This window comes from Nocardia vinacea (assembly GCF_035920345.1).
Lineage (GTDB): Bacteria > Actinomycetota > Actinomycetes > Mycobacteriales > Mycobacteriaceae > Nocardia > Nocardia vinacea_A.
Genome location: NZ_CP109149.1, coordinates 7,018,879 through 7,045,728, shown reverse-complemented (window position 1 = coordinate 7,045,728; position 26,850 = coordinate 7,018,879). Strand labels below are relative to the sequence as shown.

Annotated in this window: 28 protein-coding genes; 13 read left to right on the top strand and 15 right to left on the bottom strand. The window is 66.0% G+C overall.

Annotated features, from left to right (window positions below):
* Window positions 1-27 precede the first annotated feature (27 nt).
* On the bottom strand, window positions 28-639 hold the full coding sequence (locus OIE68_RS32130; protein WP_327094735.1) for a hypothetical protein: 612 nt from the start codon (window positions 637-639) through the stop codon (window positions 28-30).
* Between the two features lie 516 nt (window positions 640-1,155).
* Here OIE68_RS32130 and OIE68_RS32125 point away from each other — a divergent pair.
* From OIE68_RS32125 to OIE68_RS32110, 4 genes are all read left to right on the top strand, one after another.
* Window positions 1,156-1,527: a rhodanese-like domain-containing protein gene (locus OIE68_RS32125; protein WP_040685721.1), complete on the top strand. Its 372-nt coding sequence runs from the start codon at window positions 1,156-1,158 to the stop codon at window positions 1,525-1,527.
* A gap of 236 nt (window positions 1,528-1,763) precedes the next feature.
* Window positions 1,764-2,798: a DUF4328 domain-containing protein gene (locus OIE68_RS32120; RefSeq protein WP_327094734.1), complete on the top strand. Its 1,035-nt coding sequence runs from the start codon at window positions 1,764-1,766 to the stop codon at window positions 2,796-2,798.
* Window positions 2,795-3,562, top strand: coding sequence for a glycerophosphodiester phosphodiesterase (locus OIE68_RS32115; protein WP_040685723.1), 768 nt, complete (start codon window positions 2,795-2,797; stop codon window positions 3,560-3,562). The genes OIE68_RS32120 and OIE68_RS32115 overlap by 4 nt, the downstream gene beginning before the upstream one ends.
* 378 nt (window positions 3,563-3,940) lie before the next feature.
* Window positions 3,941-4,864, top strand: coding sequence for a DUF5926 family protein (locus OIE68_RS32110; protein WP_327094733.1), 924 nt, complete (start codon window positions 3,941-3,943; stop codon window positions 4,862-4,864).
* Between the two features lie 249 nt (window positions 4,865-5,113).
* Here OIE68_RS32110 and OIE68_RS32105 read toward each other — a convergent pair whose 3' ends face one another.
* From OIE68_RS32105 to OIE68_RS32080, 6 genes are all read right to left on the bottom strand, one after another.
* The gene (locus tag OIE68_RS32105; RefSeq protein WP_327094732.1) at window positions 5,114-5,662 is read right to left on the bottom strand and encodes a ferritin; all 549 of its coding nucleotides are present in this window, start codon (window positions 5,660-5,662) and stop codon (window positions 5,114-5,116) included.
* 71 nt (window positions 5,663-5,733) lie between these two features.
* Window positions 5,734-6,282, bottom strand: coding sequence for a ferritin (locus OIE68_RS32100; RefSeq protein ID WP_327094731.1), 549 nt, complete (start codon window positions 6,280-6,282; stop codon window positions 5,734-5,736).
* A gap of 10 nt (window positions 6,283-6,292) precedes the next feature.
* A complete protein-coding gene (locus OIE68_RS32095; RefSeq protein ID WP_327094730.1) occupies window positions 6,293-7,681 on the bottom strand; it encodes an LCP family protein in 1,389 nt (462 codons plus the stop codon).
* A gap of 109 nt (window positions 7,682-7,790) precedes the next feature.
* The gene (locus OIE68_RS32090; protein WP_327094729.1) at window positions 7,791-8,582 is read right to left on the bottom strand and encodes a CPBP family intramembrane glutamic endopeptidase; all 792 of its coding nucleotides are present in this window, start codon (window positions 8,580-8,582) and stop codon (window positions 7,791-7,793) included.
* Between the two features lie 546 nt (window positions 8,583-9,128).
* A complete protein-coding gene (locus OIE68_RS32085) occupies window positions 9,129-9,890 on the bottom strand; it encodes a DUF2470 domain-containing protein (protein ID WP_327094728.1) in 762 nt (253 codons plus the stop codon).
* Between the two features lie 51 nt (window positions 9,891-9,941).
* Window positions 9,942-10,202 carry a hypothetical protein gene (locus tag OIE68_RS32080; RefSeq protein ID WP_327094727.1) on the bottom strand — a complete coding sequence of 87 codons (261 nt, stop codon included), beginning with the start codon at window positions 10,200-10,202 and terminating at the stop codon, window positions 9,942-9,944.
* Between the two features lie 480 nt (window positions 10,203-10,682).
* Between OIE68_RS32080 and OIE68_RS32075 the strand changes: the two genes are divergently transcribed.
* Genes OIE68_RS32075 through OIE68_RS32065 form a run of 3 tightly spaced genes read left to right on the top strand, consistent with a single transcriptional unit; the run spans window position 10,683 to window position 12,707 of the window.
* Window positions 10,683-11,123, top strand: coding sequence for a hypothetical protein (locus tag OIE68_RS32075; protein ID WP_327094726.1), 441 nt, complete (start codon window positions 10,683-10,685; stop codon window positions 11,121-11,123).
* A gap of 10 nt (window positions 11,124-11,133) precedes the next feature.
* Window positions 11,134-12,048: a prephenate dehydratase gene (gene pheA / locus OIE68_RS32070; protein WP_327094725.1), complete on the top strand. Its 915-nt coding sequence runs from the start codon at window positions 11,134-11,136 to the stop codon at window positions 12,046-12,048.
* Window positions 12,045-12,707: a histidine phosphatase family protein gene (locus OIE68_RS32065; RefSeq protein ID WP_327094724.1), complete on the top strand. Its 663-nt coding sequence runs from the start codon at window positions 12,045-12,047 to the stop codon at window positions 12,705-12,707. Before pheA ends, OIE68_RS32065 begins: the two co-directional genes overlap by 4 nt.
* A gap of 38 nt (window positions 12,708-12,745) precedes the next feature.
* Here OIE68_RS32065 and OIE68_RS32060 read toward each other — a convergent pair whose 3' ends face one another.
* Window positions 12,746-13,108: a MerR family transcriptional regulator gene (locus OIE68_RS32060; protein ID WP_327094723.1), complete on the bottom strand. Its 363-nt coding sequence runs from the start codon at window positions 13,106-13,108 to the stop codon at window positions 12,746-12,748.
* An 86-nt stretch (window positions 13,109-13,194) separates the two neighbouring features.
* On the opposite strand from OIE68_RS32060, the gene OIE68_RS32055 reads away from it, so the two are divergent.
* On the top strand, window positions 13,195-13,797 hold the full coding sequence (locus tag OIE68_RS32055) for an NAD(P)H-dependent oxidoreductase (RefSeq protein WP_327094722.1): 603 nt from the start codon (window positions 13,195-13,197) through the stop codon (window positions 13,795-13,797).
* 28 nt (window positions 13,798-13,825) lie between these two features.
* On the opposite strand, the gene OIE68_RS32050 is transcribed toward OIE68_RS32055, so the two are convergent.
* From OIE68_RS32050 to OIE68_RS32025, 6 genes are all read right to left on the bottom strand, one after another.
* The gene (locus tag OIE68_RS32050) at window positions 13,826-14,656 is read right to left on the bottom strand and encodes an ESX secretion-associated protein EspG (protein ID WP_327094721.1); all 831 of its coding nucleotides are present in this window, start codon (window positions 14,654-14,656) and stop codon (window positions 13,826-13,828) included.
* A complete protein-coding gene (locus OIE68_RS32045; protein WP_327094720.1) occupies window positions 14,653-15,801 on the bottom strand; it encodes a PPE family protein in 1,149 nt (382 codons plus the stop codon). The genes OIE68_RS32050 and OIE68_RS32045 overlap by 4 nt, the downstream gene beginning before the upstream one ends.
* A gap of 50 nt (window positions 15,802-15,851) precedes the next feature.
* Window positions 15,852-16,163, bottom strand: coding sequence for a PE domain-containing protein (locus tag OIE68_RS32040; RefSeq protein WP_327094719.1), 312 nt, complete (start codon window positions 16,161-16,163; stop codon window positions 15,852-15,854).
* A gap of 168 nt (window positions 16,164-16,331) precedes the next feature.
* A complete protein-coding gene (locus OIE68_RS32035; RefSeq protein ID WP_327094718.1) occupies window positions 16,332-16,682 on the bottom strand; it encodes a metallopeptidase family protein in 351 nt (116 codons plus the stop codon).
* Window positions 16,682-17,779, bottom strand: coding sequence for a septum formation family protein (locus OIE68_RS32030; RefSeq protein ID WP_419150823.1), 1,098 nt, complete (start codon window positions 17,777-17,779; stop codon window positions 16,682-16,684). Before OIE68_RS32030 ends, OIE68_RS32035 begins: the two co-directional genes overlap by 1 nt.
* 131 nt (window positions 17,780-17,910) lie before the next feature.
* Entirely contained in the window at window positions 17,911-18,126 is a 216-nt protein-coding gene (locus tag OIE68_RS32025) for a hypothetical protein (RefSeq protein ID WP_327094716.1), read from the bottom strand.
* 92 nt (window positions 18,127-18,218) lie between these two features.
* Between OIE68_RS32025 and serS the strand changes: the two genes are divergently transcribed.
* The 3 genes from serS (at window position 18,219) to OIE68_RS32010 (ending at window position 23,263) form a co-directional block, all read left to right on the top strand.
* A complete protein-coding gene (serS, locus tag OIE68_RS32020; protein WP_327094715.1) occupies window positions 18,219-19,481 on the top strand; it encodes a serine--tRNA ligase in 1,263 nt (420 codons plus the stop codon).
* 190 nt (window positions 19,482-19,671) lie between these two features.
* Window positions 19,672-21,459, top strand: coding sequence for a bifunctional diguanylate cyclase/phosphodiesterase (locus OIE68_RS32015; protein ID WP_327094714.1), 1,788 nt, complete (start codon window positions 19,672-19,674; stop codon window positions 21,457-21,459).
* Between the two features lie 229 nt (window positions 21,460-21,688).
* The gene (locus OIE68_RS32010) at window positions 21,689-23,263 is read left to right on the top strand and encodes an MFS transporter (RefSeq protein ID WP_327094713.1); all 1,575 of its coding nucleotides are present in this window, start codon (window positions 21,689-21,691) and stop codon (window positions 23,261-23,263) included.
* A 12-nt stretch (window positions 23,264-23,275) separates the two neighbouring features.
* Here OIE68_RS32010 and OIE68_RS32005 read toward each other — a convergent pair whose 3' ends face one another.
* Window positions 23,276-23,920, bottom strand: coding sequence for a TetR/AcrR family transcriptional regulator (locus tag OIE68_RS32005; protein WP_327094712.1), 645 nt, complete (start codon window positions 23,918-23,920; stop codon window positions 23,276-23,278).
* A 109-nt stretch (window positions 23,921-24,029) separates the two neighbouring features.
* Here OIE68_RS32005 and OIE68_RS32000 point away from each other — a divergent pair, with 109 nt between their 5' ends.
* On the top strand, window positions 24,030-25,283 hold the full coding sequence (locus OIE68_RS32000; RefSeq protein ID WP_327094711.1) for an oxygenase MpaB family protein: 1,254 nt from the start codon (window positions 24,030-24,032) through the stop codon (window positions 25,281-25,283).
* Between the two features lie 541 nt (window positions 25,284-25,824).
* The gene (locus OIE68_RS31995; protein ID WP_327094710.1) at window positions 25,825-26,781 is read left to right on the top strand and encodes a DMT family transporter; all 957 of its coding nucleotides are present in this window, start codon (window positions 25,825-25,827) and stop codon (window positions 26,779-26,781) included.
* Window positions 26,782-26,850: the final 69 nt, after the last annotated feature.

Below are 26,850 nucleotides of genomic sequence, written 5' to 3'. Positions count from 1 at the left end.
GTGGCCGGGTGTGCGGTTCGAGGTGCGCTACAGCTGCGGCACGATTCCGGCGCGCATGGTCCGCGGATCGCCCGCGTCATGCGCCTTCCACCAGCGCACCCCGCCCGCGATGAATTCCTTCAGCGGGATTGCGGCGCCCTTGGCGTCGTGAATCGTCATGTCGTCGAACCACACCCGCACATCGAGTTCGCGCGGGTCGATGCCCTCCTCCTGGGAGAACTCGATGACGTGGGTGGCGGCGTGCGAGTCGATCTGGGTGTCGAAGCTGAGCAGTTCACTCCAGTGCACCCAGCCACTGTCGTCCACATCGATGAATTCCCAGCCGTGCAGTCGGCCGCCGCCGAAGCTGCGGATGGCCGCGTCCAGTTTGTCCAGCTGTAGCGGCAGCACCCTGGCCGCCACGTCGTCCCACTCCTGAATGCGCAGTGAGGCCGCGACTCGACTGACACCGGTGAATGTCAACTTCACGCGATGGTCCTCGGGCGCGGGGCCCTCGGCCGGAAGCGTCAATACCTCCAGGTCGAGGCTCAGTTGTGCGTTTGCGGTATCGACCCCCAGGCCTAGGCATGTGGCCTCGGAGAGTGCTGTGTTGAGTGCTGTCGTTTCCATTCCGTCGAGTAGCCCCCTGCTCACGTTCATGCATCCAGGCTACCGACAGCACCTGCGGGAACCCGGTATTTCAGTTATTCGCAAGTGTTCTGGTCTTTTTGGGGAACCGATCGGCGATCAGCGGCGTCCAAGTAGATATCGGGACCTGCACAGCCTCAGATCCCGAAGCAGCGGCGAATGACCGCTCCGAGATGGCAAGGAGGGGAGTCTCGGATCGGTCGTTCGTACCGCGGCCTTGCTTCAGCAATCTCTCGGTATCGCCAGCGATCCAGGTTTCGGTGCATCAGTCCTTGTAGATCGATAGCTGAAGCCTGCGAGTGGTGTGCTGTTCGATAGCTGTGCCTGTGGATCAAGCTGTGGATTATGTGGATAACTTCGACCGAGATATGCACAAGCGGCCCCGGAGCGGGGCATCGGACCGGATCCAGAAGCACAGAACATACCCGAGGTAACGTGCCGATGTCGAGGCCGTGAAGTGCCTGCGGGTCACCGGCATAGCGGGGCCGGAACTCCCCCGTGGTGCGCCACCCATGGCAGGATCGAAGCGTGACGAGCCCCGAAGTGTCGTCGGTGCCGGTGGAAGCCGTACCGGACGAATTCGACAAGACCGAGCGTGTCGCGGCGGACGCCCCGGCGGCGATTCTGCTCGACGTGCGCGAGGACGACGAATGGCAGCTCGGACATGCGCCGGGGGCGATCCATATTCCGATGGCCGATGTGCCCGCCCGCGTCGACGAGCTGGATTACGACGCCCAGCTGTATGTGATCTGCCGCCAGGGCGGCCGCTCCATCGAGGTGGTCAAGTACCTGGCGCACATCGGATACGACGCGGTCAATGTCAGCGGTGGCATGGTGGCATGGCAGCGGGTGGGTCGACCATTGGTTGCGGACGGCGATCACCAGGCGAAGATCTACTGAGGCAAGAGAGAGGGGCACCCGGCATGAACGTCAGGCCCGGAGGCGGCAGCCTGCGTAACCACGGAGGGCCCGGGCATGCCGCGAGGGAGACAGCATGAACGTCAGGCCCGGAGGCGGCAGCCTGCGTAACCACGGAGGGCCCGGGCATGCCGCGAGGGAGACAGCATGAACGTCAGGCCCGCAGGCGGCAGCCTGCGTAACCACGAAGGGCCCGGACATGCCGCAAGGGAGACACCGTGAGTACGGTGGTACAACCTTGTGCGCGCTGCGGCGCGCGCTGGGCCGTGCAGACGACGCCGATGCACTGGTGCCCGCGCTGCCGTGGCGTGCTGTTGTCACCGGCGCCCATCGACGCCCCCGCCGAGCGGCGAAACTACCGCTGGGTCGCCCGCCGTCCCGATCAGCGCTCCCGAAAGTTGAGCTCCGGTCGGCCGCGGCCGCCAGTGGAAACGCCGCGCTACCAGCAGATTCCGCGCTGGGGGCTATTGGATCCGCCGGTCGAGTCCGCGTCTGCGCCACAACGGCCGCTGGACCGGCTGACCAATAGGGCCGGTGCGCTACTCATGGCGACCGCGGCTGTTTTCGCGATCGCCGCCTGCGCCGAACTCGGGCGCTATTTGATCCTGCTGCGCAACCGCACTCGGCTGATTCCGTCGTGGTTGCTGCACATCTCCGATGCCATGGTGTGGCTCTCCGCATTGGTCGGCCTCGCGCTCGGGTTGATCACCGCGATCGCGATGCTCGGCTGGTTGATCGAAACGCGTCGGGCCGCCTTCGCCGCGGCCGGCCGCCGTGACCCGCGCTTGGTCCGGACGCTCGCACTCGGCTGTCTGATACCGGTGGTGAATCTGTTGTGGCCCGGTGTATTTCTCACCGAGACGGTCGCCGTGCGTCCGGATCCGCGGACGCTGCGGGCCGTGCACATCTGGTGGGTGGGCTGGGTGCTCGGCGCGGGCTGCACGGTGGCGGCACTGCTATGGCGAACCGCGGATACCCTGCAGGCCAAGGCGGATGGTGTGCTGTTCACCGCGTTCACCGATCTGGTCGCGGCCGGGGTCGCGGTGCTGACCCTCTGGGTGCAGCGGTCGATGGCGGGCCGGGATCTGTTCGGCCGCAGCAGGACTGCGCGCCGGTGGGTGATCGCCGTCGATCCGGCGGTACCCGTTATCGAACCGGTGCAGCCGGGTGGCGGCGGGGCGAAGCAGCCCGAGCCCGTCGCGCTCGAAGCAAGTACACCGCACCGTGAGCACGAGGAGGTTTTGGCCAAGTGAGCCAGGGCAGTCGCGCACCGTTCGTCGTCGCGCACCGGGGATCGTCGGCGGCGCGCCCGGAACATACGCTCGCCGCGTATGAACTAGCGCTGCAAGAGGGCGCCGATGGCGTGGAGTGTGATGTCCGGCTGACCAGGGACGGGCATCTGGTCTGCGTGCACGACCGCACCGTCGACCGGACCTCGTCGGGCACCGGACTGGTCAGCGAAATGACCCTGGACGAACTCGCGGGACTCGACTTCGGGGCCGACGGCGCTCCCGCATCGGTTCTCACCCTCAGCGAACTGATCGAGCTGGTACTCGATTGGCGCAGTAGGCCGACGAAGCTGTTCATCGAGACCAAACATCCGGTGCGCTACGGCGCGCTGGTGGAGAACAAGCTGCTCGCCGAACTCCAGCGCTTCGGCATCGCCACCCCCGCCTCCGCCGATCACTCCCGTGCGGTTGTCATGTCTTTCGCGGCCACCGCGGTCTGGCGGATCCGCCGTTCCGCACCGCTGCTGCCGACTGTCCTGCTCGGTGAATCATCGCGCTACCTGGGCGGCAGCGCCGCGACCACGGTCGGCGCGACCGCCGTCGGTCCCTCGGTGAAAACCCTGCGCGAACATCCGGACCTCGTCGACAAGGCCGCCGCCGCGGGCCGCGCCACTTACTGCTGGACGGTGGACGATCCAGACGATGTGCGCTTGTGCGCCGACCTGGGCGTCAGCTGGGTGGCCACCAACCACCCGGCCCGTACGAAGGCACTGCTCGCGGCCGCCTGAGTCGAATCGGTTTCCACCGCTGGGCGAGCGGATATCAGAGGCTGACGACCTGCACGGGCGACCACGACGGAGCGAGTCTTACGAGCGACCGTTCGCGGCCCGTCTCGCGTCCGAGTCGTCGAAGCGCATGCGCCGCAGGCGCGGGACTCTACTGCCGGCGTGAGGGCATCAGGTGCTGTGAACGATCCGCCATCAGCGACCACGACGGAGTGAGTCTTACGAGCGACCGTTCGCGGCCCGTCTCGCGTCCGAGTCGTCGAAGCGCATGCGCCGCAGGCGCGAGTCTCGACGGCTCGGACGCGAGACACCAGGGGGCCGCGAACACGCCGCGCCGCCAGGCGCGGCAAATCAAACACAGCCACTGTAGTTTGACCTGCCGTGGGTAAAAGCAAGCGCAATAGTCCGAAGCCCGGAGGGAACCGGGCCCAGCGTCTCGCCGAGCGGCGGTCGGCCCTGGAACTGCAGGCAGCGCAGTCCGGTGCGCGTCCGTTCGAAGGGCTGGCCGCGGAGTGCGATCTGGTCGCGCTGCGCGAATTCGTGCCGTCGGCGACCGCGACGCTGCCGCTGTCGTCCGATATCGCCGCGGAGCGTTCCGTCGTGCTGGCCACGGTATTGCCGGGCGCGGTCGCCGGATTGGTGCGGGCGGGCGAGCCGGCGACCGGATATGTCGCCACGCAGGTGCAATTCCAGGGTCCGGATCCGGCCGCCGATATCGCGGCGGCGATTCTGTGGACACAGTCCGCCGAACCCGGGGAATCGCTGACCGCGGCCGAGAGTGCTGAGGGCGGACCGAGATTGGCCGATGTGATCGATGCGGACGCACAGCTTGAACTGACCGTGCACCAGGACTTCGACTGGTGGGTACCCGAGGGCGTGCAGCCCGATCCGCAGGTCGCCGCGACCATCGAACAGGCCAAGCAGGCGATAATGCCGTCCGCGCGACTGGATCTCGGGCCCGATGCGATCGGCGCGGGCTGGTGGGTCGATGCCGGTGATAAGGCGCATCTGCGCTGGGTGCGCCCGGAGAACGAGGACGATCTGATGCTGGCGCTCGCTCGGCTGCATGCGTCGGGCGGACTGCATCTCGGCGATGGCTCGCGTTTCGCGGGCTCGTTCCGCACACACGGTCTGCTGGTGCCGGTGTTCGACCTGGATCCGGAACTGCATGCCAGCGAGTGGAACAAACCGGCGATCGAATTCGGGGAACGCCTGGCGGCGGCGCTGGCCGACGACTCTGCGCTCTCGGCGGACGAGCGCCGTTCCCGGGATGGGCTGCGGTCGCGTCAGGTCACGTTGCGGTGATTTCAAAAATATCACGGAGAATTTTGTGAAACACCCTCCTTTCTAATCAACCCTCGGTTAGGTTCTCTGCATCACCGAAAGCTGGTGGTGGTGAGCGAAGTCTCACCGAAAGATGAGGAAAGTAGGACCATCATGGAAGCCATTCTGGCGCTGCTCAAGACGCTGCTCAGCTCCTTGAGCGCTGCATAAAGTCGACAGGGCCGGCTCGTCGCGACGAGCCGGCCCTGATTCCGTTATAGGAATCGTGAATCAGATGGTGCCGCCCGCAGTGGACGGAGCGCCGGAAGCATCGCTCGGACCACTCATTTCACGAGCGACGAAATCCTCCAGGTCGAACAGGTTCGACCCGGCACGATCGGCGATGGTGAGCAGGGTCGTCATATTCGCGACCTCCTCCACCTGCTCCTTCAGGAACCACTGCATGAACTGTTCACCCAGGTAATCGCCTTCTTCGCGGGCGGTGCTCGCCAACTGGATGATCTGGTCGGTGACGTTCTTTTCCTGCGCGAGGGCCAGCGCGATCGGTTCGCGTGCATTCTCGAATTGCGATTTCGCGGCGTCGATCCCGGAAAGCTCGACGCTGATATCCCGGTCCAGGAAGTACTGCACGATCATCATCGCGTGATTGCGCTCTTCGACCGCCTGCGCATAGAAACGCTTGGCCAGCTGCGGCAGATCCGCATTGTCGAACCACACCGCGATCGCGATGTATTGATGTTCGGCATTGAATTCGTGCCGGATCTGATCGTGGAGCAGGCCGTGAAATTTGCTGCGTGGGGACTCCGGATGGCTGGACATAGTTGCGACATTAGCGCTGGTCATGGCGCGTGTCATCCAAGTACAGCCTTATTGAGGCTAGTATTGCCTAATTAATTCTTGGCAGCACCGGCCATTCTCGGGGCGGAAATATCGGCGCGCGGTGTGGTGCGCAGCTCGCGCGAGATGAAGTCCTCGACATCGAACAGATCGCCCGCGGCACGGTCGATGACGGTCAGCAGGGTGGTCATCCCGGCGACATCCTCCACCTGCTCCTTGAGGAACCACTGGATGAATTGCTCGCCGAGGTAGTCGCCGGAGGCCCGCGCGGTGCCGGCCAATTCGGTGATCTGCGCATTGCGGGCGCGCTCGGATTCCAGCAGGAAAACGACGGCGCCGCGCGGAGATTCGAAGGTGGATTGCACGTCGTCGAGGCCGCCGACCTGCACTTGTAGATTGCGGTCCAGCAGGTACTGCACCATGCGCAGGGCGTGCGAGCGGTGCTCGGCGGATTTGCCGTAGCTGTGCCTTGCCAACTGCGGCAGGCGATTCGAATCGAAGTAGACCGCCGCCGCCAGATACTGCTGTGAGGCGGTGAAGCCACGACGGATCTGGTCGCGCAGCAGGTCCGGGAACGGCTCGTCGGCATCGGTATCGGGCATAGGCCCGACGCTACCTCGTCAGCAGATCGTCCGGGATCGGTTGGTCCTTCGCGAGGTCGTCGAAGAATTGACCCGCACGTTGCTTATCCCACAGCAATACATTTCCGCTATCGGTATCGGTGAAGCCGCCGACCGGGACGGTGGTCGCCACGGTATCGCCGCGCATCGCCCAGCCGAGCTGGCCGAGATTCCAGATGTGATCGCCCTTATCGACCTTCAGCGATTTTGCGGTATCGCGGGCTAGCGGCCACAACGTGAAGGGATTGGCCAGCGTGCCCGCGCTGGTCGCCTTCTTCAGCAGGGCGGCCATGAACAGGCGCTGGTTGTTCATCCGGTCGATATCCGCGAGGGCGGTCGCCCGGCTGCGGACGAAACCCAATGCCTGCGGACCGTCCAGGGTCTGGCAGCCGGCAGCCAGATTGATGCCCGCGAGCGGATCGTCGATGGCCTTGGGTACGCAGACATCGATGCCGCCGAGGGTATCGACGATGCCGGCGAAGCCGCCGAATCCGATCTGCGCGTAGTGGTCGATGTGCACGCCGGTCGCGGTTTCGACGGTTTGCACCAGCAGCGGTGCGCCGCCGAAGGCGAAGGCGGCGTTGAGCTTGTCCTTGCCGTGGCCCGGAATGCTCACATACGAGTCGCGCGGCAGGCTGACCAGCGTGGTCGCACCCGATTTCGGAATGTGCACCAGCATGATCGTGTCGGTGCGCTCGGGGCCGACCTCACCGCCGGTGGCGAGTTCCTGTTCCTGATCGGCCGTGAGTCCGGCCCGGCCATCCGAGCCGACGAGCAGCCAATTCGTGCCCGGGGTATCGCCGACGCGGTCGGAGTAGTTGGCGAGCGCGTCGATCCGGTTGAGCGAACCGTCGAGTTTGATGACGGCGCCGACCACCGCGAGGACCAGCACCACCAACAGCACCAGGAACCAGCGGAACAGATGCAGTTTGCGACGGCGGCGCGGCGGGCGGGGTGCGCGATCGCGGCGCGACGGCGGCAGTGATGGCGGCGGCGGGGGCCCCTGGCGGCGCGGGCGCAGGTTCTGCGGATCCTGGTAGGGAACCGGCTGCTGGGGCGGCGCATAGCCGTGGACGCCGCGAGGCTGGGGTTCGTGATACGGCTGCGGCCGCTGCGTCGGTGCATGCGGTGGCTGGGAATTGCGTGGCGGCATTCGCGTTTCGGGTGGTACCTGTGAATATGCCAGCGGCGGCGCGTAATTCGACCCGTCGTGCCGGATGACCTTGGTGGGGTCGATATGTCTCGGGTCCGGACCGGGTCCGCGACGACCCGGCGGATGCGGTTCGCGCCGCTGCGGCGGCGTGGACGGCGCACCGGGATTTCCGAAGGGTTGCGGCTCCCGGCGCGTCCGGTCGTAGCGCTGGGGGTCGTCGCCGTTCATCACACAGACTCTACTGTTCGAGGGCCGTCGGGGGGCTTGACGAGCGGCCGGAAGTTGGTGCGCTCGAGTGAGCGCTCGTCGATAAAATCGCCGGGCGGACCGGCGGGTGTTACGGCAACCAGGAAACGTGACCGCGTAGCAATGTATAGCCGATATAGGCGACGGCATCGATCGTCGCGTGCGCCAGCACCAGCGGCCACAGCCGGTTGGTGCGCTGCCAGAATCGGCCGAAAATCACACCCATGACCAGATTACCGAGCCCACCGCCCAAGCCCTGATACAGGTGATAGCTCCCGCGCAGCAGTGCCGAGGCCAGTAGCGACCGGTTCTCTGACCAGCCGAGCCTGCGCAGTCGGGTGATGAGATAGGCCACAACCACGATTTCCTCGGCCGCCGCATTCGCACAGGCGGACACGATGAGTGCGGGCAACCGCCACCAGTGGTCACCGAGCGAACTCGGCACGATCGTCACGCTGAACCCCAGTGCATGCGCGGTCAAGTAGAGCCCGAGCCCCGGCAGCCCGATGACCGCCGCGAGGATCAGTCCAGGCAGCACATCGGAACGCCAACGGACCCTCGCCAATCCGATCATCCGCGGCCCTATTCCGCTGCGCCACAACAGATACAGCCCGAGCGCCCCCCACCCGGCCAGCCGCAACGCACTGAGCAGTTGGAAGAGCAGATCGATGGTCGATTGCGCCGCCCGCGTCGGATTCAGCGCGACGGTCTGCCCGCCCACCCCGCCCGGGGACAGCGCGCTCTCGAGCAACGACAACGCCGCATTCAACCCACTCAGCCCGAACGTCACCACCAGCACGACCAGGATTTCGAGCCGAATCCCCAGCCGCTCCCGATCAGTCAGCTCGGGCTCGTCCCACCCGGAACCGGTCTCAGCACGCATGCGTCCGAATCTATTGCCCGCGCCGTTCCGGCGGGTGCTGTGCATGTCGCGTCGCGTTGATCAGCGGTTCGAGGTGCCGACTACATCGCCGTCGATTGGGCTGTTCGCCGCCGGGGTGACCGGCTGTATGGCCCTGTCGGTCGCTGCGGACTCATTGCTGGCTGTTCGGATTCAGCCATCGCGATCTCGGCACTTGTTGTCGCAGGCTGCGGCGGCGACATTGCGGCCGCCCGGAATGGTGGTCCCGTTCGATCAGCGGTTCGAGGTGCCGCAGCGAATCCGGATTGCCATCTGCATCGTTGGCGGTTCAAGATCGGTTGCTCTTGCCGCCGGGTGGCTTGCCGTTGTCGCCTCACGGGCGAGGTACGACGCTGTGGCCGCACCGGATGGTGGCCCCGTCCGGCGCGGCCGCTGGGTTGGTTCGCGTTGACTCGGCGAGGTGCGTCGCTGCTGACGGTCGAGGCAAGTGATCTTTGCTGCGGAGCACCGGGCGGGGCGGGTTGCGCTGCACCGGGTTCGGTACCTGCCGCAGGTCCACGGTCCGCATCAGATGTGGCGGAGGCCGTTCAGGAAGGGGCAGCCCGCGAGGGTGCGGACTGCGCGGCTGAGGGATTCGATGTCGTCGGCGGGGGAGTTGAAGGAGAGACGGAAGTCGTGGTCGCCGTCGTGGCCTTCGATGCGCAGGGTCACGCCGTAGCGGTCGATGGCCAGTGGGTGCACCGCGCCGGTCTGCAGGCGCGGCGGGAGGTGGCGGGCGAGTTGGGCGATGATGTCGGCGTGGTCGGCATCCATATGCTGCAGCCAGGCGGATTCCAGTGCGCAGAACGGATCCGGTTGGGCCAGTCGGAGTTCGTCGACGCAGACGGATTCGGCGCCGGTCGAGTCGGCCACCACCGCGGAGTTGATCACCACGCGCAACAGGGTCGCGCTGTGGCCGACATCGAGCAGGTCGGGATGCGGATGATCCTTGGCGACCTCGGTGGCCAGCGCCCGCAGCGCCTGCGTCGGCACCGCCCGCACCCACCCGCGCAGCCATACCAGCGCCCGCACCGGCTCCCGCAGCGGCAGCGGCGCATGATCGGTGAGCTCCAACACCGCCGGTGCACCGCTCTCACTCGAATTACCGGCCAATTCCGCCGCCATGGACGCGGTCGGCACCGCGATCACCGCATCCCCGCACTGTCGCAGGTGATGCACCGAAATCGGCGTCGGATCAATACCCGGCATTGCCAACACCGCCTGCTCCGCGTGTGCGCACGCACTCCGAACCCGCTCAGCGGTTGACGGTGCAACAGTCGGCTTCAGCATGCAGACCTCCATACGAGTCACGCGGTGCAATTGCAATTAGGTTACCCTAAGCTAAGTCACGCTCCCGCTTTCCGCAACCGTTCCCCTCACCCAAATCCCGACAATTCCCCGCTCTTTCGCCCCGACCTCGACACTGCGGCAGCACCGGTGGCGTGCGGCCCAGCGCTCGCGGCCATCCTGCGCGAGCAGGCGGGTCACGCGCGGCCCGCCTAGCGCGATCGCGGACGGGCCGGCGAGGTCGCCGATAAAGCCGACTCGATTGCCCAGGAACGCTTTTCCGGCAACCGCGGCCACCAGCGCGCCGAGCGTCATCGCGCAGGCGGGCCGTGCGTGTCACGCGCGCAGCGGGCGGAGGTGGCGCTCGGGGCACTGCTCGGTGTCATGTTGATCAGGCTCGGTGCTCATCGAACCAGCCGCAGGCCACCGCTGCGAGCAGACCGGTGTGCGCAGGCGGATGAGTGTGGGCCTGCGGACCGGCCTGTGTCGGGCGCCCGGTGCGAGCGGGCGACGTGTGTCGGGTGGCTGACCGTTGTGGGCAGGTAGACGTGTGTCGGGTGGCTGACCGTTGTGGGCAGGTGGGCGTGTGTCGGGTGGCTGACCGTTGTGGGCAGGTGGGCGTGTGTCGGGTGGCTGACCGTTGTGGGCAGGTGGGCGTGTGTCGGGTGGCCGATCGTTGTGGGCAGGTAGACGTGCGTCGGGTCGCCGACCGCTGTGAGCGGGCGGGGATTGGGCAGGGTGGCCCCGCGAGCCCGGGCTGGTAGGGCGGTGAGCGGGCGTGGTTACGGTGGACGTATGGCGGATGGAGTGCAGGCGGCGCACGGGGTGGCGGGGGAGCCGGTGTTGCTTTCGTTGGCGGCGCCGTCGGCGGCGCGGCGGAGTTTGGATGAGGGGCTGGTGCGGGCGGTGGGGACCGGAGCGACCGGCGTTCGTGTTCTCGACACGGACGTGAGCGATGCGGAGATCGCCGGTTTTCTGGTCGAGGTCGCGCACTCGGATGGCGGTTTCATTGCGCGCACATCCGATGGGCAGCGGGCGCTGGCTATCGTCGCGGGAACGGTTGCGGCGCTGTGCGGTGAGGATATTCGAGCCGCGTTGGCTCGGCCCGATATCGCCTTTCTGACCTCGTTGAAGCCACCTGCGGTCGAGGCTGCGCGCAGCGTGTTGCTGGCGATCGAATCCAATGCGCCCGACGATCTAGCTGGAACTCTGAGCATCCTCCGCGCACGCAAGTAATGTCGTAACCGTGCCGCGAATCGCGTACTTCGGGCCGTCCGGAACCTTTACCGAGATGGCCCTCGCCAAGCTCGAGTCCTCGCAAGCCTTCGACGGACCGGTCGAGCGGATTGCCGCGCCCAGCCAAGGCGCGGCGCTCGACCTGATCCGGTCCGGTGATGTCGAGGGTGCCGTCGTGCCGATCGAGAGTTCGGTCGAGGGCTCCATCTCGTCGACCCTGGATTCGCTGGCCATCGGTCCGCGGCTGCAGATCGTCGCCGAAACCGAGCTCGAGGTGAGCTTTGCGATCCTGGCCAGGCCGGGGACGGAGATGGCGAATGTTCGTACCCTGGCCGCCTATCCGGTCGCCGGGGCACAGGTGCGGCTGTGGATATCGCGCACGCTGCCGAATGTCGAGATGTACACCTCGGCCTCGAATGCGGCTGCGGCCGAGGACGTCGCGGCCGGTCGTGCCGACGCCGCGGTCTCCACCGCGCTGGCCGGAGAACGCCTCGGTCTGACGGCCCTGGCGTCGGGTGTCGCCGACCACGACCAGGCGATCACCCGCTTCGTGTTGGTGACCCGTCCACGAGTCGCACCGTCCGCAACCGGTGCGGACCGCACCTCGATCGTGCTCGAGCTACCCAACAAACCGGGCTCGCTGATGCGGGCGTTCGCCGAATTCGCCACCCGCGGTATCGATCTCACCAGAATCGAATCCCGGCCCACCCGGACAGGTATGGGCACCTATCGCTTCTACCTCGACTGCGTCGGGCATATCGACGACACCGCGGTCGCCGAGGCACTCAAGGCATTGCACCGCACGGCGCGGATCCGTTTCCTCGGTTCCTGGCCCGCGACCTCGGCGACCGGAACCCCACCGCCCTCGGATGAACCGGCCGCCGAGTGGCTGACCCAATTGCGTAAGGGGGTGGCCGACCTATGACCGGCAGACTGATACTCGTTCGCCACGGCGAGACCGAAGGCAACGTAGCCAAAATCTTGGACACTCGTATCCCCGGCCTACCGCTCACCGAACGCGGTGCGGCTCAAGCGAAAACATTCGGCTCGAGTCTGTTGAGATCGCCGAAGGCGCTGTTCTGCTCGGCCGCGCTGCGCGCCAGACAGACCGCCGGATACATCGAGGCTGCAACCGGCGTACCGGTCGAGGTGCTCGATGACATTTACGAAGTTCAGGTCGGCGAGATGGAGGGTCTGAACACCGAGGAAGCCCACTCGTCCTTCCAGCGGATCTACCGCGCCTGGCACGAAGGCGATCTCGCCGAACGCGTCCCCGGCGGCGAATCCGGATATGACGTCCTGGCCCGCTTCCTACCGGTCATCGAGGACCTGCGCACCAAATACCTGGCCGACGGCAGCGACGGCGACATCCTGGTGGTCAGCCACGGCGCCGCCATGCGCTTGGTCTCCCGGAACCTCAGTGGTGTGGCACCGCCTTTCACCACCAACAACCACCTCGACAACACCGAAACCATCGAACTCGTCCCCCGCCCCGTGGGCGGCTGGGAATGTATCCGTTGGGGCCGCTTCACGCCACCCTTCGCCTACGAAGTTTCCCCTACCGCCGATGACCCGATGGGCTGAATCCCCTTGGGGCACAATGCTCCCCGCTCGCCTTCGTGTTATCGGCCAGCCTCGATATCCGAGCGGAGCTCGAGCAGATTCGCCTTCTCGGCGACGAGTCGTTCGATGGCGGTATCCAATTGGCGTGTGCGCTCATCGATTTGCTGCAGCACGGCTTCACGATCGTCCTCGGATGCACTGGACGGGGCGGTGCACGCAATGTGCAACATCGTGTAGGACTCGGTCAGCGACAGTCCCGATGCCAGCAAGCAGCGAATATCCTTCACGGTCTTGACATCCTCGGGGCGGTAATGCCGATAGCCGTTGGGATCCCGCCGAGGCGAGAGGACACCGGCGGCCTCGTAATGACGGAGCATCCGAGGGCTCGCGCCGGTGATTCGACTCAGATCGCTGATCCGCACCCGGCCAACTCCTTGACATTGACGTTAGTGTCATACTTTAGCTTGGCCATATGACGAACGAAGACGGTCGGCCGAGCGTCGTACTAGTGGTTGCGCACCCGGATCACGACTCCGCTACCTGGGCCATTGCCAGAGAAGTTGAACAAGGCATCCAGGCGGACGGAAACACCACTGCCACAACACATGATCTGACAAAGTCGGGATTCGATCCCATCTTCGGCAAGCAGGATCTGGCGGTGCACCGGCTACGGGGCGAGGTTCCCGCCGATGTCAGGCGTGAGCAGGAATTGCTCGACTCGGCCGATGCAATCGCTCTCCTCTTCCCGGTGCACTGGTGGTCGATGCCAGCCTTGGCCAAAGGATGGATAGACCGCGTATTCGCCAGAGGCTGGGCCTACGACACCAGCTCGGAAAGCGGTCAGAGTGCAGTAAGAGCTTTGCATTTCATCGCAGTTGCCGGTCTCGATGAAGGCACTTACGACCGGCGCCGATACAAGGAGGCGATGACGACCCAGATGGTGCACGGCGTTGCCGGATACTGTGGGATAGCCGAGTCATCCATCAAGTTTCTCTACGGCACCGAGACCGACGACCCGCGAGTTCACGAACAGTTGATCGACCAGGCATACCGGATCGGTGCCGATCTGGCGCAGCGGGCGCAATCGGCTCGAGATCAGGAAGCGGCATAGCGGGCATTACTTCCCAGCGGATGCGCCCTCATTCCAACCTCGGATTCCTCGGAAACTCTTCCCGCTCCGGCAAGGAATGAATCAGATCCTCCACCGCGGCGCGCAGGCGGGCGGGAGTGCCGCTGGCCAGTGACGACCACTTGGTGCCGTCATCGGCGACGCTCGCGGTCGAGATGAATCGCCCGTTGCGGGTGTTGAATACGGCGATGTGCTTGTCGACGATGTCGCGGGTGCCGTCCCCGTACAGCACGGCGCTGATCTGCGCATGCGAATGGATTTCGACCACGGCTGAGGCGAGGGTTTGCGCGTCCTGCGCGGGATTGCCGACCTTTGCCAGACGTTCGGCGGTGGCAGCGGCATCACCGACGTCCTCGAAGATCGTGGCAAGCTCTTCGGTCGGTGCGTTCATGCCGTAGAGCTCGAGTGGCGGGGCCGTGCCGAGCGCCGCTATCACGGTGCCGGCCAGGTCGATTCCCACTTCGTCGATCACATACGAGTCCTGTCCGCGAAGGGCGACGACGGAAAGGTCGTCGCTCTTCGCGAGACAGAAACGACTCACGTACCCCTCGACGATCAGCCGCATGGTGACAATCCACTGCGGGCGGTTCAGCACCCGCAGTCGGTCCTCCAAGTCGGGCTGAACGCCGTTGTCGATCAGCAGGTCCCGTTGTTCGAGCGACTCGGCCGCGCTGGCCATTGCCGCCTGATGCGCGGGCACACTGTCGAAGCGGGCGTATGCGTTCAGCACGACCGGAAGGTCATCGAGACCCAGCTTCTTGCGGAGAAACTGGATCTCGTCGGGTGACAGCACAACCGCCTCGAGTGCGGACGGCCCACCACTGGTACCGAGGACGGTCACCCAACCGTCCCGGCGTTGGCGCCGATCACCCCGTCGGCGGCGAAGCGGCCGTCGGTGAAGTGATCGGACCGCAGGTCGACCTTGCTGTCCTGCTCGGATTCGTCGTCCTCGCCGTCGCGGGCCTGGTTCCCCAGCAGCGGGTTGCCCGCGCTGCTGTTGCTCGACCGGGCCGGTGTGGCTTCGACAGATGCGACCGTCTCGGGTGCCGCTGTCGCGGTGTTGCCACCGATGACGCTGCCCGTACCCCAGCCTTCCGGCAGTTTGAGCTGGGTGCCGCCCGCACCGGCGGAGGTTCCGGAGAACGAGACCGCACGGGTCGCGGTCGCACTGCCCGCCGCGGCCATCGCGCCACCCATCGCCATCGGGGCCATGGTGGTCATCGGCGTGCTTGCCGCGGCGGTGACCGCATTGGTCGCCACACTGCCGACCGTCGACGCACCGGTGCTGACCACCGAACCGACTGCCTGCGCGGCCTGCGTGGCGGCACTGGCCACACCCGGGTTGGATACGAACGCCTGCACGGCGGCGACCGCCGTCGAGATCGGGTCGGTGGGCGCTCCGAACGCGGCATCGGCGTTCCCGCTCGGCTCGGCCTGGCCCGCGCCCGCCGCGATCGGCGGCGGCATCATGAACTCGGCGGGTGTGGCCACCATCGCCGAGGTCGCCGCCTCATAGGTCTCCATTACCAGCGCCGCGCGCAGATCCATGGCGTGCCTAGCGATTTCGGCGGCCTCATAGGCGCCGGTGACGGCGCCGGCCGGGTTCGTCGAGGCGACCAACGCGGCATTGACGGCCGCGATTTCGGGCGGGCTCGGCATCGCGAGCGCGGCAACGCCGTAAGCGATGACGTTCGCCGCGGCCTTACCGCCCATCGCCGCGGCCTGCACGCCCTGCTGCTCGGACCAGCCGAGGAATCCGGTCAGCTTGCCGAGTGCGGCGATGCCGTTGATGCCCTGCATGCCGACGCCGAGCTCGGCCATGACGCGGGCAACGGTGGTCGTTGCGTCGACCCAGGCGGCGGTGAGTGCGCCCCACGCGGTAGCGGCGGCCGAAATCGGGATCGCGTGTGCGCCCGCGTGAAGGGTGGCCGAGTTGACTTCGGATGGCCGGGCGACCCACAGGACCCCGGTGACTCCTGCAACCATGATTTAACTCCCCTGAATGTCTGAATGGTGGTTGAGGATAACCGTGCGGACTAGACCTGAATAGCGTTGACTCCGGCGGCGCGCACGACGTCGCCGGCGATGTGCTGGGCCAGCTGCAAACGCAGTGTCTGGGCAGCATGGTGCAGTTCGAGAATGCCCTGGGCGATGGAATGATCGTGGGTCATCGCGCCCTGGTTGAAGTGGCTGGCGGATACGATCGACACTTCTTCGGCACCGGACGGAATCACGTGCGTCCCCGGCGCGGTGATCATGGACGCTGCGGAAAGCCGCTCGGCGACCAGATCGAGTTCGGCCGCGGCGGCGAGAATGGCCTCCGGCGAGATCAGTACATGTCCAACCATGACTCGACTCCTTCTAGTGGCTGTGGGGCGGAACCACGAGAATTCCCCCTTCGAGTGATAGGACGCGACAGCAACGCGATCGGTTCCATCGAATCCCCAAGTTTCTTCCGGTCATCCGTGCTGGTTTCGCGCTCGTCGAGCCGAGCCCGAAATACAGCTTGGATAAGACTAGCCCCATCCCAGCTCATGCAACCGGTCTTCGTCAATGCCGAAATAGTGTGCAATCTCATGGATCACAGTGATCGCGACCTCCTCGACGACCTCGCGGTCATCGCCGCAGACGTCGAGAATCGCCTCGCGATAGATGGTTACGGTGTCGGGTAGCGAGCCGCCGTAGTGACTGTCGCGTTCGGTCAACGCGATTCCGTGATACAGCCCGAGCAGATGTGGATCCTCCGGATTGCGCGATTCGATCAGCACGACCACATTGTCGATGGCGCGGGCCAACTCCGGTGGAATGAGATCGAGCGCATCGCCGACCAGCTCCTCGAACCGGTCCGCGGACATGGTCACCACCATCAGCGCGGTTGCGGCTGTGGTGGCAGCGGTGCGGCGCCGGGCAGCGGGGCGGGCGTAGAGCGTCCGGAATTCGGCGGCGGCACCGGAGCCTGGCCGTTGATCAGGATTTCGCCCTTCGCCGATCCGGTGATCGGTGCGAAACCCTCACGGTCGGTGCCCTTTCCGAGCATGCAGTCCAATTTGCGGCTGCCCGCCAGCCAGCTGCGCGCGTCGAGGTAGTCGAAGAACAGCGTCAGCGTCTTATTGCGCACCGCGTCGGGTGAGCCGAGGTAGTCGTCGGCCGCCCTGGCGCACTCGTCCTCCATGAACTTGTCCTGGTCATCCTTGGCGGGCGGGCCGCCGGAAAAGTGCTGGCCGAGATCGACGGTGGACACGATCTCGACGGCATGCGCCTGTGCGCAGTCCACCGGATCGGTGGGCAGGTTCTGATTGATACCCAGGCAGGTGCCGGGCTCGAAGACCTTCGACTGATCGTGCTCGGTAGCGGCGCCGGAGGTCGGCAGCGGAGTGCCGGTGCTACCGGAGAACTGGAGTCCGCAGCGCAGTATTCGATCGCCGTGCTTCCACCCGTCCGGACTCGGGTACATCAGGCCGACGACATAGCGGCCGCGCGGATCGAACTTGCCGTTCAGATACTGCTCGACGGCCGGGTTGCAGTGCTCTTCCTTGAGTTCGGTCAGTCGCAGCGAGTCCGGAAAGCGTGAGCCGGGGCCGAATTCCACGCCGGGATACTTGGCCATATCAACATCGGCCGCGACCTCGAACAAATGCTTGTTGGAGCAAGCGACCTTCACCAGATCGCCGCGGTCCTGTTTGCTCCAGCTGAGGCAATCGCCCCTGGCCGCGGTACCGAACTCCTTATCCAAGGCGGTCTGGCCGGGCGAACCCGGATTGTGCGCCTCCAGACCCTTGTCGTTGTCGTAGCCGGTGATGAACAGACCGACCAACGAGATGATGACGGCGCCCGCCGCTGCGGTGAGCAATACCCAACGCAGCTTCGGTGCGGACAGATGCAGCTTGCCGTCGGCGACGGCGTCGCGGTCGATGATCACCGACTGCGGGAACGATTCCGCGCGCGACGACTCGCCCGAGGGCAGGTCGGATTCGTACGCGTCCTTGGTCACATCATCAGCAGACATCGCGGTCCATCATGTCAGCGTCTGTTCACTGGTGCCACGACCTGGTCGAATCGATCCGAAGCGCCCCGGTCGTACCTATGCGAGGTGCGTCATCCGCGGAACGCGGACAGGAACAATCCCGGCAACCGCGCCGGATTGGCGGTCGCGTAGAACTCGGTCAGCTTGCGTCCCGTCGCAGCCGCGGTCGCATTGTCGACGAACCACGGCGGCGCCGCCGCCGCAGCGGGGTGTGTGCCCACGTTCTCACCCGCGACCAGATCGGCAACTGCGTTGTCAATAGCGGTTTCGTCGAAAGTTGTGCCCACAAGCCAACTATGCGCGCGTATATCGCGGCACGGCCCGCATCCGGGGATATCGGCGTGGAACAGCAATATCGCGACCATTAGGCTGGTCACCCATGATCGACCTCCGATTCCTGCGGGACAACCCCGACGCGGTCCGCGCCTCGCAGCGCGCCCGCGGCGAAGACCCCGCCCTCGTCGACGCCCTGCTCGAGGCGGACGCGGCGCGCCGTGCGGCGGTGGCCAACGCCGATAACCTGCGCGCCGAGCACAAGGCGATGGGCAAGCTGATCGGCAAGGCGAAGCCGGACGAACGGTCCGTCCTGCTGGAACAGGCGCAGGAGATGTCGGCGAAGGTCAAGGAGGCCGAGGCCGCGCAGCACGCCGCCGACGCCGATATGGACGCCGCGCACCGTGCTATCTCGAACGTGGTCCAGGAAGGCGCACCGGCGGGCGGCGAGGACGATTACATCGTGCTCGAGACCATCGGCACGCCAAGGGAATTCGACTTCGAGCCCAAGGACCATGTGGAGCTCGGCGAATCGCTCGGTCTGTTCGATATGGAACGCGGCGCGAAGGTTTCGGGCGCGCGCTTCTACTTCATGACCGGTTACGGAGCGCTGCTGCAGCTTGGTCTGTTGCAACTCGCCGCGCAGAAGGCGGTGGCCAACGGGTTCACCATGATGATTCCGCCGGTGCTGGTGCGCCCGGAGATCATGGCCGGTACCGGATTCCTCGGCCAGCACAGCGCCGAGGTCTACCACCTCGAGGAGGACGAGCTGTACTTGGTCGGCACCTCGGAGGTGCCGCTGGCGGGCTACCACTCGGACGAAATCCTGGATCTGAGCGCCGGCCCGAAGCGCTATGCGGGCTGGTCGTCGTGTTTCCGGCGCGAGGCGGGCAGCTACGGCAAGGACACCCGCGGCATCATCCGGGTGCACCAATTCGACAAGATCGAAATGTTCGTGTTCACCACGCCCGGGGAGGCCGCGGCCGAACACAAACGCCTCCTCGCCTGGGAGCAGGACATGCTCGCGGCCGTCGAGGTGCCTTATCGAATTATCGATGTCGCCGCGGGCGATCTGGGCAGTTCGGCCGCGCGCAAATTCGACTGCGAGGCCTGGGTGCCCACCCAGCAGACCTACCGCGAGCTCACCTCGACCTCGAACTGCACCACCTTCCAGGCCCGCCGCCTCGCCGTGCGCTATCGCGACGAGAACGGAAAGCCGCAGATCGCAGCCACTTTGAACGGTACGCTCGCGACCACCCGCTGGATTGTGGCGATCCTGGAGAACAATCAGCAGGCCGATGGTTCTGTCCGGGTGCCCGCCGCGCTGGTACCGTTCGTCGGTACCGAGGTGCTGACACCACCGCGATAAATCACGTCGAAATAGCCCGTCCCACATTGCCTACAGGTAAATAGCTAGGGGTTCGCCATGCCGGATTCACAGGATGTGGCAACTGTCGGTAATTTCTATGTCTAGGCTATTCCCCGTGCGAGGAATCGGGTCTCGCGGCGATACCCGAACCCGGGTGCGGGCCGCTTCTGCGTTGGCGACGGCAATGGTCATGTCCCGGACCACTGGTGCCTTCTACGTCATGGGGGGCGCGCTCGGCCTGCTGATCACGGGAATCGCCCCGGGCAGCGAAGGCAATCGAGCACTGGTGGGTACCGCCGCCGCGGTGGCGCTGCTGCTCGGACTCAGCCTGCTCGGCTGGGGTCCGCGGTTGCCGCATGGGATTCACCATGGTTATGTCGCGATTGCGACGGTATTGGTGACAATCGCCGTATACGCGTTCCCGAATACCGTCGGCGCGATCAGTCTGGCCTCCTTCTATGTATTCGTGGCGTGTGATGCCGCATTGTTCTTCGCATGGCCCCAGGCATTCGCGCACATCACGTTCGCTATGGCCATGTGTCTGTGGGTGATGCCGACGCGGCCGGTGCATCCCACATTGCCGTGGTGGTCCGGGTTGATTCCGGCCGGTGTGACGTTCGGAGTCGGCGTGGTGGTCGGCATCCTGACCCGGATGGCGTCCGAGGCCGATATCGATGTGCTCACCGGACTGCTCAACCGGCGCGGTTTCGACCGGGCGCTGAACGGCGCGATCGAAACCGCCACCCGCACCGGTCAGGGGCTGGCGCTGGTGCTCGTCGACCTCGACCGCTTCCAGAAGATCAACGACCACCTCGGCCATCGCGCGGGCGATGCGGTGCTGCAGCGGGTAGCCGATACCTGGTCGAAATTGCTCGCGCCCGATCAGCGACTCGCTCGCTACGGTGGTGACGCCTTCGCACTGCTGTTGCCGAATACCACCGAGCAGGCCGCGATTCTGCTGACCGAGCAGTTGCGGGCATCGGTGACCACCGGCTGTTCGGCCGGTGTCACCTCGTGGCAGCCGGGGGAGTCGGGTTCGCTGCTGGTGAGTCGGGCGGATGTCGGTCTGTACCGCGCCAAGCAGGCGGGCCGCAACCGGACGGTGCTGGAGTCGTCGCGGCAGTTGCCGCTGGCGGTCGAGTTGCGCGAGGCGATCGACCGTGGCGCGCTCGATGTGCACTACCAGCCGATCGTCAGCCTGACCGAGGGCGGCGGTAAGGCGGTCGGTGTCGAGGCGCTGCTGCGCTGGTCGTCGAGTGCGCAGCCGGATGTGACCACCGAGGGACTGATCCGGGTAGCCGAGGAATACGACCTCATCTCCGATCTGGACGAGTTGGTATTGCGTCGGGCCTGTGCGGACGCGGCTCGCTTGCAGGAGACCTTCGCACAACTGGATCTGACGCTGAACGTCAATGTCAGCGGTCTGGAACTGGCCGAGACCGGTTATGCGGACCGCGTCGCCAATATCCTGGCCAGCACCGGCTGGCCCGCCGATCAACTGGTGCTCGAGGTGACCGAGAGCGAGCTGGCGGCCGAATCCCAAACGGCCATCGGCAATCTGCACATCCTGCGCGAGCGTGGGGTGCGCATCGCGATCGACGACTTCGGTACGGGCTACTCCTCGTTGAGCCGCCTGGCCACCCTGCCCAGCGACATCCTCAAGGTCGACCAGTCTTTCGTCGCCGCGATCCGTTCGGATTCGCCCGCGCCGCCGCTGCTCGGCGTGATCGCCGCACTGAGCAGTGCACTGGACCTACAGGTGATCGCCGAGGGCGTGGAGACCGAATACCAGGCCGCGGTGCTGACCGAACTCGGTTTCGCATTGGCCCAGGGCTATCACTACAGCGATTCGCATCCGGTCTCGGAACTGATCACCGATCTGAACGAGAATCAGGGGCGGGTCGGCCCAGGGTTCGATGATCGGGAACTCGGCGATGGGGACCGGCATACCGCCAACGGGTGGTTGCCGCTCGGTTGAGCACCACCGAAGCGCGGCGGCTTTTTCGGATTCGCGCTCGTTGGGTGCGTCGACAAGAGGTGTGGATTCCGGCCGAGGGCGGGCTGTTCGTGCGGTGGCGTCCGAAAACCGCTTGACGGGCTCGGGGGCAGGTCGCCAGGCTGACGGTATGCGTTTGCTTTTTTATGGCTATTGAGCCGATAGGTCGCGGACCGGCGGGATCGGTCTGCGCGCGCTTACCGTGCGGGCGGTGCTCTTCAAGGGCATCGGTGATCTGATTCCGCTCTATGCGCTGTATGCGGTGCTGTTCGCCGATCATGGGTTGAGCACCGGGCAGATCTCGTCGCTGTTGGCTATGTGGTCGGCGACCGCGTTCCTCCTCGAGGTGCCATCGGGCGCCTGGGCCGATACGGTGTCACGGCGCGGGCTGCTCGTAACGAGCGGTGTGCTGCTGACCGCCGGTTTCGCGTGCTGGACTGTGCTGCCGACTTACCTGGGTTTCGCGGCTGGCTTCGTGTTGTGGGGCACCTCGGGCGCGCTGGTGTCCGGGACGTTCGAGGCATTGCTCTACGACGAACTTGTCGCCCGGAATGAGCAGCGGGCGTATCCGCGCATCATCGGATATGCCAGGGCGGCATCGGAAGCCGCGATCGTGATCGCCATCCTCTCCGCCACACCGTTGTATATCTGGGGTGGCTATCCGTTGCTCGGCTGGTGCAGTGTGGCGTTCGCGGCGGTGCACACTCTGGTCGGGCTGTCGTTGCCGAGCGTGCCGAAGGCTGTGTCGGCCGCGGCGGTCGAGGACCTCGAAGACGCGGACAATTCAGCCGGTTCATCCGAGCTGGCTCGAATGTCGGTCGGTGCGGTGGCGCAGGAGCCGAGCACATCCCGGTTTGTCGCCTCTGCTGGGCAATTGGACGCCGGGTGCGACGGTGAGCTGGAACCGAATGCGCGCCGCGCGGTGGACAGTGGACACGCGGCGACAGTTGGCGCGGGTGAGTGTGCTGCTGGGGCGGGCGCGCGGGCTGCCCTGTCGTCGGCTAGTGGTGATGCTGGTGCAGGCGAGTGCGCTGTCGCGGCAGACGGGTTCGGCACCGAGCCGGATGGTCGAGTGGCTGTGGCAGGCGGCGTCTTGTGCCCGGCGACGGACAACGCCGACATCTCCGTGTCGATATCGACGGAATCGCGGCCGTTCGCGACGTATCTGAACATGCTGCGAACCGGTGTGGGGGAGGCGATTCGGGTGCGTGCCGTGCGTAATGGCGTGGCACTGGGGGCGCTGCTGTTCGGGGTTACCGCCTTCGACGAGTACTTCGCATTGCTCGCCCAGGAGGTCGGGGTGCAGACGGCGGTGGTGCCGGTGCTGGTCGGTATCACGGTTGTCGGTTCGCTGGTGGGTTCGGTGTTGGCCGGGCGCACCGAGGGCATGTCGGCGCGCGCCATGGCGATCGCGGTGGGGCTGGGTGGTCTGCTGTTCGTCGGCGGTGCGGTGGTCGCAGGTCTTGCCGTCCGCTGGCCGGGTGCGGTGTATGTGCTTGCGGGCGTGGGTTTTACGGCGATCGGTGTTTCCTACGGCATCGTCTACAACGCCAGTGTTGTGGCGGGGGCTCGGTTGCAGGACGCGATCGAAGGTCCGGCGCGGGCGACGGTCACCTCGGTGTCCGGACTCGCTGCGGAGGTTGTCGCACTGGCGGTCTTCGGGTTCGCCGCCATCGCCACCTTGTGGTTGTCGATGTCGACAACGGTCGCGCTGCTGGGCGCTGCCATGCTCGCTATCGCCCTGCTGATTCCGTCCTCGTTACCGCGCCGCAGGTCCGATCGGTGAGGCAATGGGCTGTCAGCCGTGCGGCGCTTCGATGAGATGGGTTGCGGTCAGGAGGAATTGATCGGTGGAGCGGTCGATCAGCGTGTCGCGGGATATCGAGAGGGTGCCGGCCAGCCAGCTGTTGGTGGTCTCCCATAGCCCGCCGAGCAGGTGGGTGGCGGCGAATTCGGCTTGGTCACCGGCACTTTCGACCACATCGGCACCGATCTCCTCGGCGCAGACCGCCGTCATGATGCCCGCGAATGAGCGCATCACCTCGGCCCGGCGCATGAGCAGCGGCGGATTCAGTTGCGCCTCGACGGTGACGATGCGGGCCTTGCGTGGATCGTCGGCGATCAGGTCGACGGCCGCGGCGATGGCTGCTCGGGTCTTGGCGCGGATGTCGGCGTCGGTCCCCATGAATGCGGCGACCACGGTCTGGCCGATTTCGTCGACGATGCGCTCGAACAACTCACTGAATACGGTGTCGAGGTCGCTGAAGCTCTCGTAGTAATAGCGCTCGGAGAGTTTGGCCTGGGTGCATAGTCCGGAGACGGTGAGCTTGGCGAATCCTGAGGTCCCGATGATGTCCAGCGCGGCATCCAGCAGTGCGGCGCGGCGACGGGCGCGGCGCTGTTCGATCGGTATGCCGCCGTAGGACCGTGAGGTAGTAGCCATCGCGGTCCATTCTGGCATAGATCCTTGCCAGATATTCGAATTTGTGGGACGGTCTTGTCAGAATGTGCTCGGCCTGGGCGCGAACCTCTCTTCCGATGGGGGAAATGCAATGACGCATGACAACCAGCTCCTGCCCACTCCGCCGCTGTTCACGGAGTTCCCGTTCCGGTATGCGGTGCCGGTGCTGGCGCCCGGCGATCTGCGCTGCACCGCGGCGCAGCGGGATTCGTTCCGCCGGTTCACACAGGTCGGTGATCCGCTCGCAGACGATGTGGTCGCGATGTTCAAGCGGCTGCCGGTCGGCGAGGGTCGGCGGATGTTCGAGATCGCCGTGGAACGCGGTATCGATACGGTGCCGAATGCGCCCGCCGAGTTGACGGCATTCTTCGGTCAGGTCGAGACGGACCCGTACTGGCTGGACCGCACCAAGATCGACCGTGGTGCCCGGGTCGTGGAACGCACCAGCGTCTGGGGTGGCATCGCGATGGGCATGTTCGCGCTGATGGGCGGCTATCTGGCCTCCCGCGCGGATAAGACCCTGGTCGGCACCGGCGACCTCGACGCCATGGCGCCGCGCCGCCTGGCCGAAACCACCCAGTGGTGGCTGGACGTCACGACTCCCGGTGGGCTGCAACGCAATCAGGTCGGCTACAAGAGTGTGCTGCGGGTGCGGCTGATGCACGCGCTGGTCCGGGCGGGTATGAATCGACGTCCCGATTGGAATTACGAAGCCTGGGACCATCCGGTGAACCAGGTGCTCACCGTCGGCACGCTCGGGCTGTTCTCGATGGCGAATCTGGTTGGCGCACAGGCGCTCGGCCTGCGCTTCTCGGCGCAGGAGAAGGATGCCGTATTCCAGCTCTGGCGCTACGTCGGATTCCTGCTCGGCATCGACGCCGAAATCCTGCCGACCAATGAAACTGATACCTGGCGCGCCTTCTGGATCCTCGCCGATACCGAATTCATCCCGGACGAGGACTCCCGCCGCCTGGCCCAGGCCCTGGTCCCGGCCGCGGGCGGCCTGTTCATCGGCACCGACACCGCAGCTCAGCGCCTGATCCGTCGGGTGATCACCAGTTATATGGTCGCCTACAGCCGGATCGTCCTCGGCCCGACCAACTCCGATTTCCTCGGCCTGGAGAACAGCAAATTCTTCCAGAGCGCCGTCATGGCCACTGCCGTCGTCAACGGCGCATTGGAAGTACCCCGCCAACTCATCCCCGGCGCCACCCACTTCCAAGAACGACTCGGTGCCCGAATCCGCGCCCGCCTGGTCCGCGGCTCCATCGCCCGCAACGGCGGCGACCGCACCTACGCTCGTCACGACACCTACGCCGCCCGCACCACCCTGCGCGCCGGGTAGTCGATGGACGGCGGGGCCCGTCCTGACCATGCCGCCATCGCATCACTGCGAGCTCTCGCACTGGGGGTTCGGTCGATTGTCTGCTGCCAGTTCCGCGCCACGAGTCGCTGAAAAGACGAGCGCGGTAGCCCCGCACAGCGCGCTGCCACCGCTCCCGAGACACGATGCCCGAATGGTGGTCTCGCATATCGGGTGATCGCACATAGTTTGCGGCCTATGCGAGGTAGTGACTGGGTTTGCGACAGTCCGGTCGCAAACCCACTCGAACTTGTCGGGCTCGGAGCTACGCCTGGTTGCTGTTCCTGCCTTGCGCCGCAGGCCGAGGCAATGGCCCGACCCGCACTCGATCTGCCGCAGGCATTGAGGCCTGGCCTGTTGCCGCGGCATGGTGGACGCGCACAACCACGGGGATTCCGGGCTCGCATTCGGCGCCGCGAATCTCCAGCGAAGGGTGTCTGTTCCGTCTGGTGTGAGGTGCGCTCGGGCGCGGGGTGCGTTGTGGCGCGGTCGGAGGATGTGGGGGTGGCGGTACGGTGCGGGGATGGTGGCGCGGGCGGAGGTTGGGTTGGCCTTCGGGTTCTGCATCGGGGCCGGGGTGGCGGTGCAGGGGCGGATCAATGGGGCGTTGGGGGTGCGGTTGGAGGATGGGATCGCGGCAGCCTGTATCAGTTTCGGGCTCGGACTGGTGGTGTTGGTGATCGCGTTTGCGATCAGTCGGCGGCTGCGGGACGGGCTGGTGCGGGTGCGGCAGGCGGTGGCCTGTGGTGAACTGCGACCGGTGCAGTTGTTCGGGGGGCTCTGTGGTGCGTTCTTGGTTGCCTGCCAAGGACTAACCGTCGCGGCGATCGGCGTTACGGCCTTCACCGTCGCCACGGTCGGCGGCCAACTGCTGAGCAGTCTGGTGGTGGACCGGCTCGGGCTGGCGCCGAACGGCCGTACGCCGGTCACGGTTTCGCGCGTGGGTGGCGCGGCGCTGGCCATGGTCGCGGTGGGCCTCGCCGCGGCTGGACGGTCCGGCGCGCCGGTAGGTTCGGCGGCGGTGCCCGAGTGGTTGCGCACCGGCCCGACCGCTGTGCTGATCCTTTTGCCCGCGCTGGCCGGAATCGGGCTGGCCTGGCAGCAAGCGGTCAACGGTCGCGTCGGCGCGGTCGGCGGCCCGTTCTCCGCCACCCTGGTGAACTTCGGCATCGGCACCGCGGCCCTGTTCGCGATCGAGGCCGGCGTCCTGGTCGGTACCGGCTGGCCGACCGAATTCCCCAGCGAGCCATGGCTCTATCTAGGCGGACTCATCGGCGTCGCCTTCATTGCCCTGGCCGCCATCACCGTCCGCTGGATCGGCGTTCTGCTCCTCGGACTGACCTCGGTAGCAGGCCAGCTCCTAGCCTCGATCACCCTCGACCTCCTCACCCCAACCGGCGCCGGACTCTCCTCGACCGCCGTAATCGGCTGCGCCCTGACCTTCGTCGCCGTCGTTGTCGCCACCCGCTCACGAGCCTGACCCAACGACACTTCAGTCCCGGGTCGTCGTTATGCCGATGCACGGACCTCGGCCAAGTGCCCGCAGGGC

Bases quoted from the DNA above. Each gene is read 5' to 3' on its own strand.
- OIE68_RS32130 (WP_327094735.1), bottom strand. From the start codon at position 639: ATGAACGTGAGCAGGGGGCTACTCGACGGAATGGAAACGACAGCACTC.
- OIE68_RS32105 (WP_327094732.1), bottom strand. From the start codon at position 5,662: ATGTCCAGCCATCCGGAGTCCCCACGCAGCAAATTTCACGGCCTGCTC.
- OIE68_RS32100 (WP_327094731.1), bottom strand. From the start codon at position 6,282: ATGCCCGATACCGATGCCGACGAGCCGTTCCCGGACCTGCTGCGCGAC.
- OIE68_RS32095 (WP_327094730.1), bottom strand. From the start codon at position 7,681: ATGAACGGCGACGACCCCCAGCGCTACGACCGGACGCGCCGGGAGCCG.
- OIE68_RS32090 (WP_327094729.1), bottom strand. From the start codon at position 8,582: ATGCGTGCTGAGACCGGTTCCGGGTGGGACGAGCCCGAGCTGACTGAT.
- OIE68_RS32085 (WP_327094728.1), bottom strand. From the start codon at position 9,890: ATGCTGAAGCCGACTGTTGCACCGTCAACCGCTGAGCGGGTTCGGAGT.
- OIE68_RS32080 (WP_327094727.1), bottom strand. From the start codon at position 10,202: ATGACGCTCGGCGCGCTGGTGGCCGCGGTTGCCGGAAAAGCGTTCCTG.
- OIE68_RS32075 (WP_327094726.1), top strand. From the start codon at position 10,683: ATGGCGGATGGAGTGCAGGCGGCGCACGGGGTGGCGGGGGAGCCGGTG.
- OIE68_RS32065 (WP_327094724.1), top strand. From the start codon at position 12,045: ATGACCGGCAGACTGATACTCGTTCGCCACGGCGAGACCGAAGGCAAC.
- OIE68_RS32045 (WP_327094720.1), bottom strand. From the start codon at position 15,801: ATGGTTGCAGGAGTCACCGGGGTCCTGTGGGTCGCCCGGCCATCCGAA.
- OIE68_RS32040 (WP_327094719.1), bottom strand. From the start codon at position 16,163: ATGGTTGGACATGTACTGATCTCGCCGGAGGCCATTCTCGCCGCCGCG.
- OIE68_RS32035 (WP_327094718.1), bottom strand. From the start codon at position 16,682: ATGGTGGTGACCATGTCCGCGGACCGGTTCGAGGAGCTGGTCGGCGAT.
- serS (WP_327094715.1), top strand. From the start codon at position 18,219: ATGATCGACCTCCGATTCCTGCGGGACAACCCCGACGCGGTCCGCGCC.
- OIE68_RS32015 (WP_327094714.1), top strand. From the start codon at position 19,672: ATGTCCCGGACCACTGGTGCCTTCTACGTCATGGGGGGCGCGCTCGGC.
- OIE68_RS32005 (WP_327094712.1), bottom strand. From the start codon at position 23,920: ATGGCTACTACCTCACGGTCCTACGGCGGCATACCGATCGAACAGCGC.
- OIE68_RS32000 (WP_327094711.1), top strand. From the start codon at position 24,030: ATGACGCATGACAACCAGCTCCTGCCCACTCCGCCGCTGTTCACGGAG.
- OIE68_RS31995 (WP_327094710.1), top strand. From the start codon at position 25,825: ATGGTGGCGCGGGCGGAGGTTGGGTTGGCCTTCGGGTTCTGCATCGGG.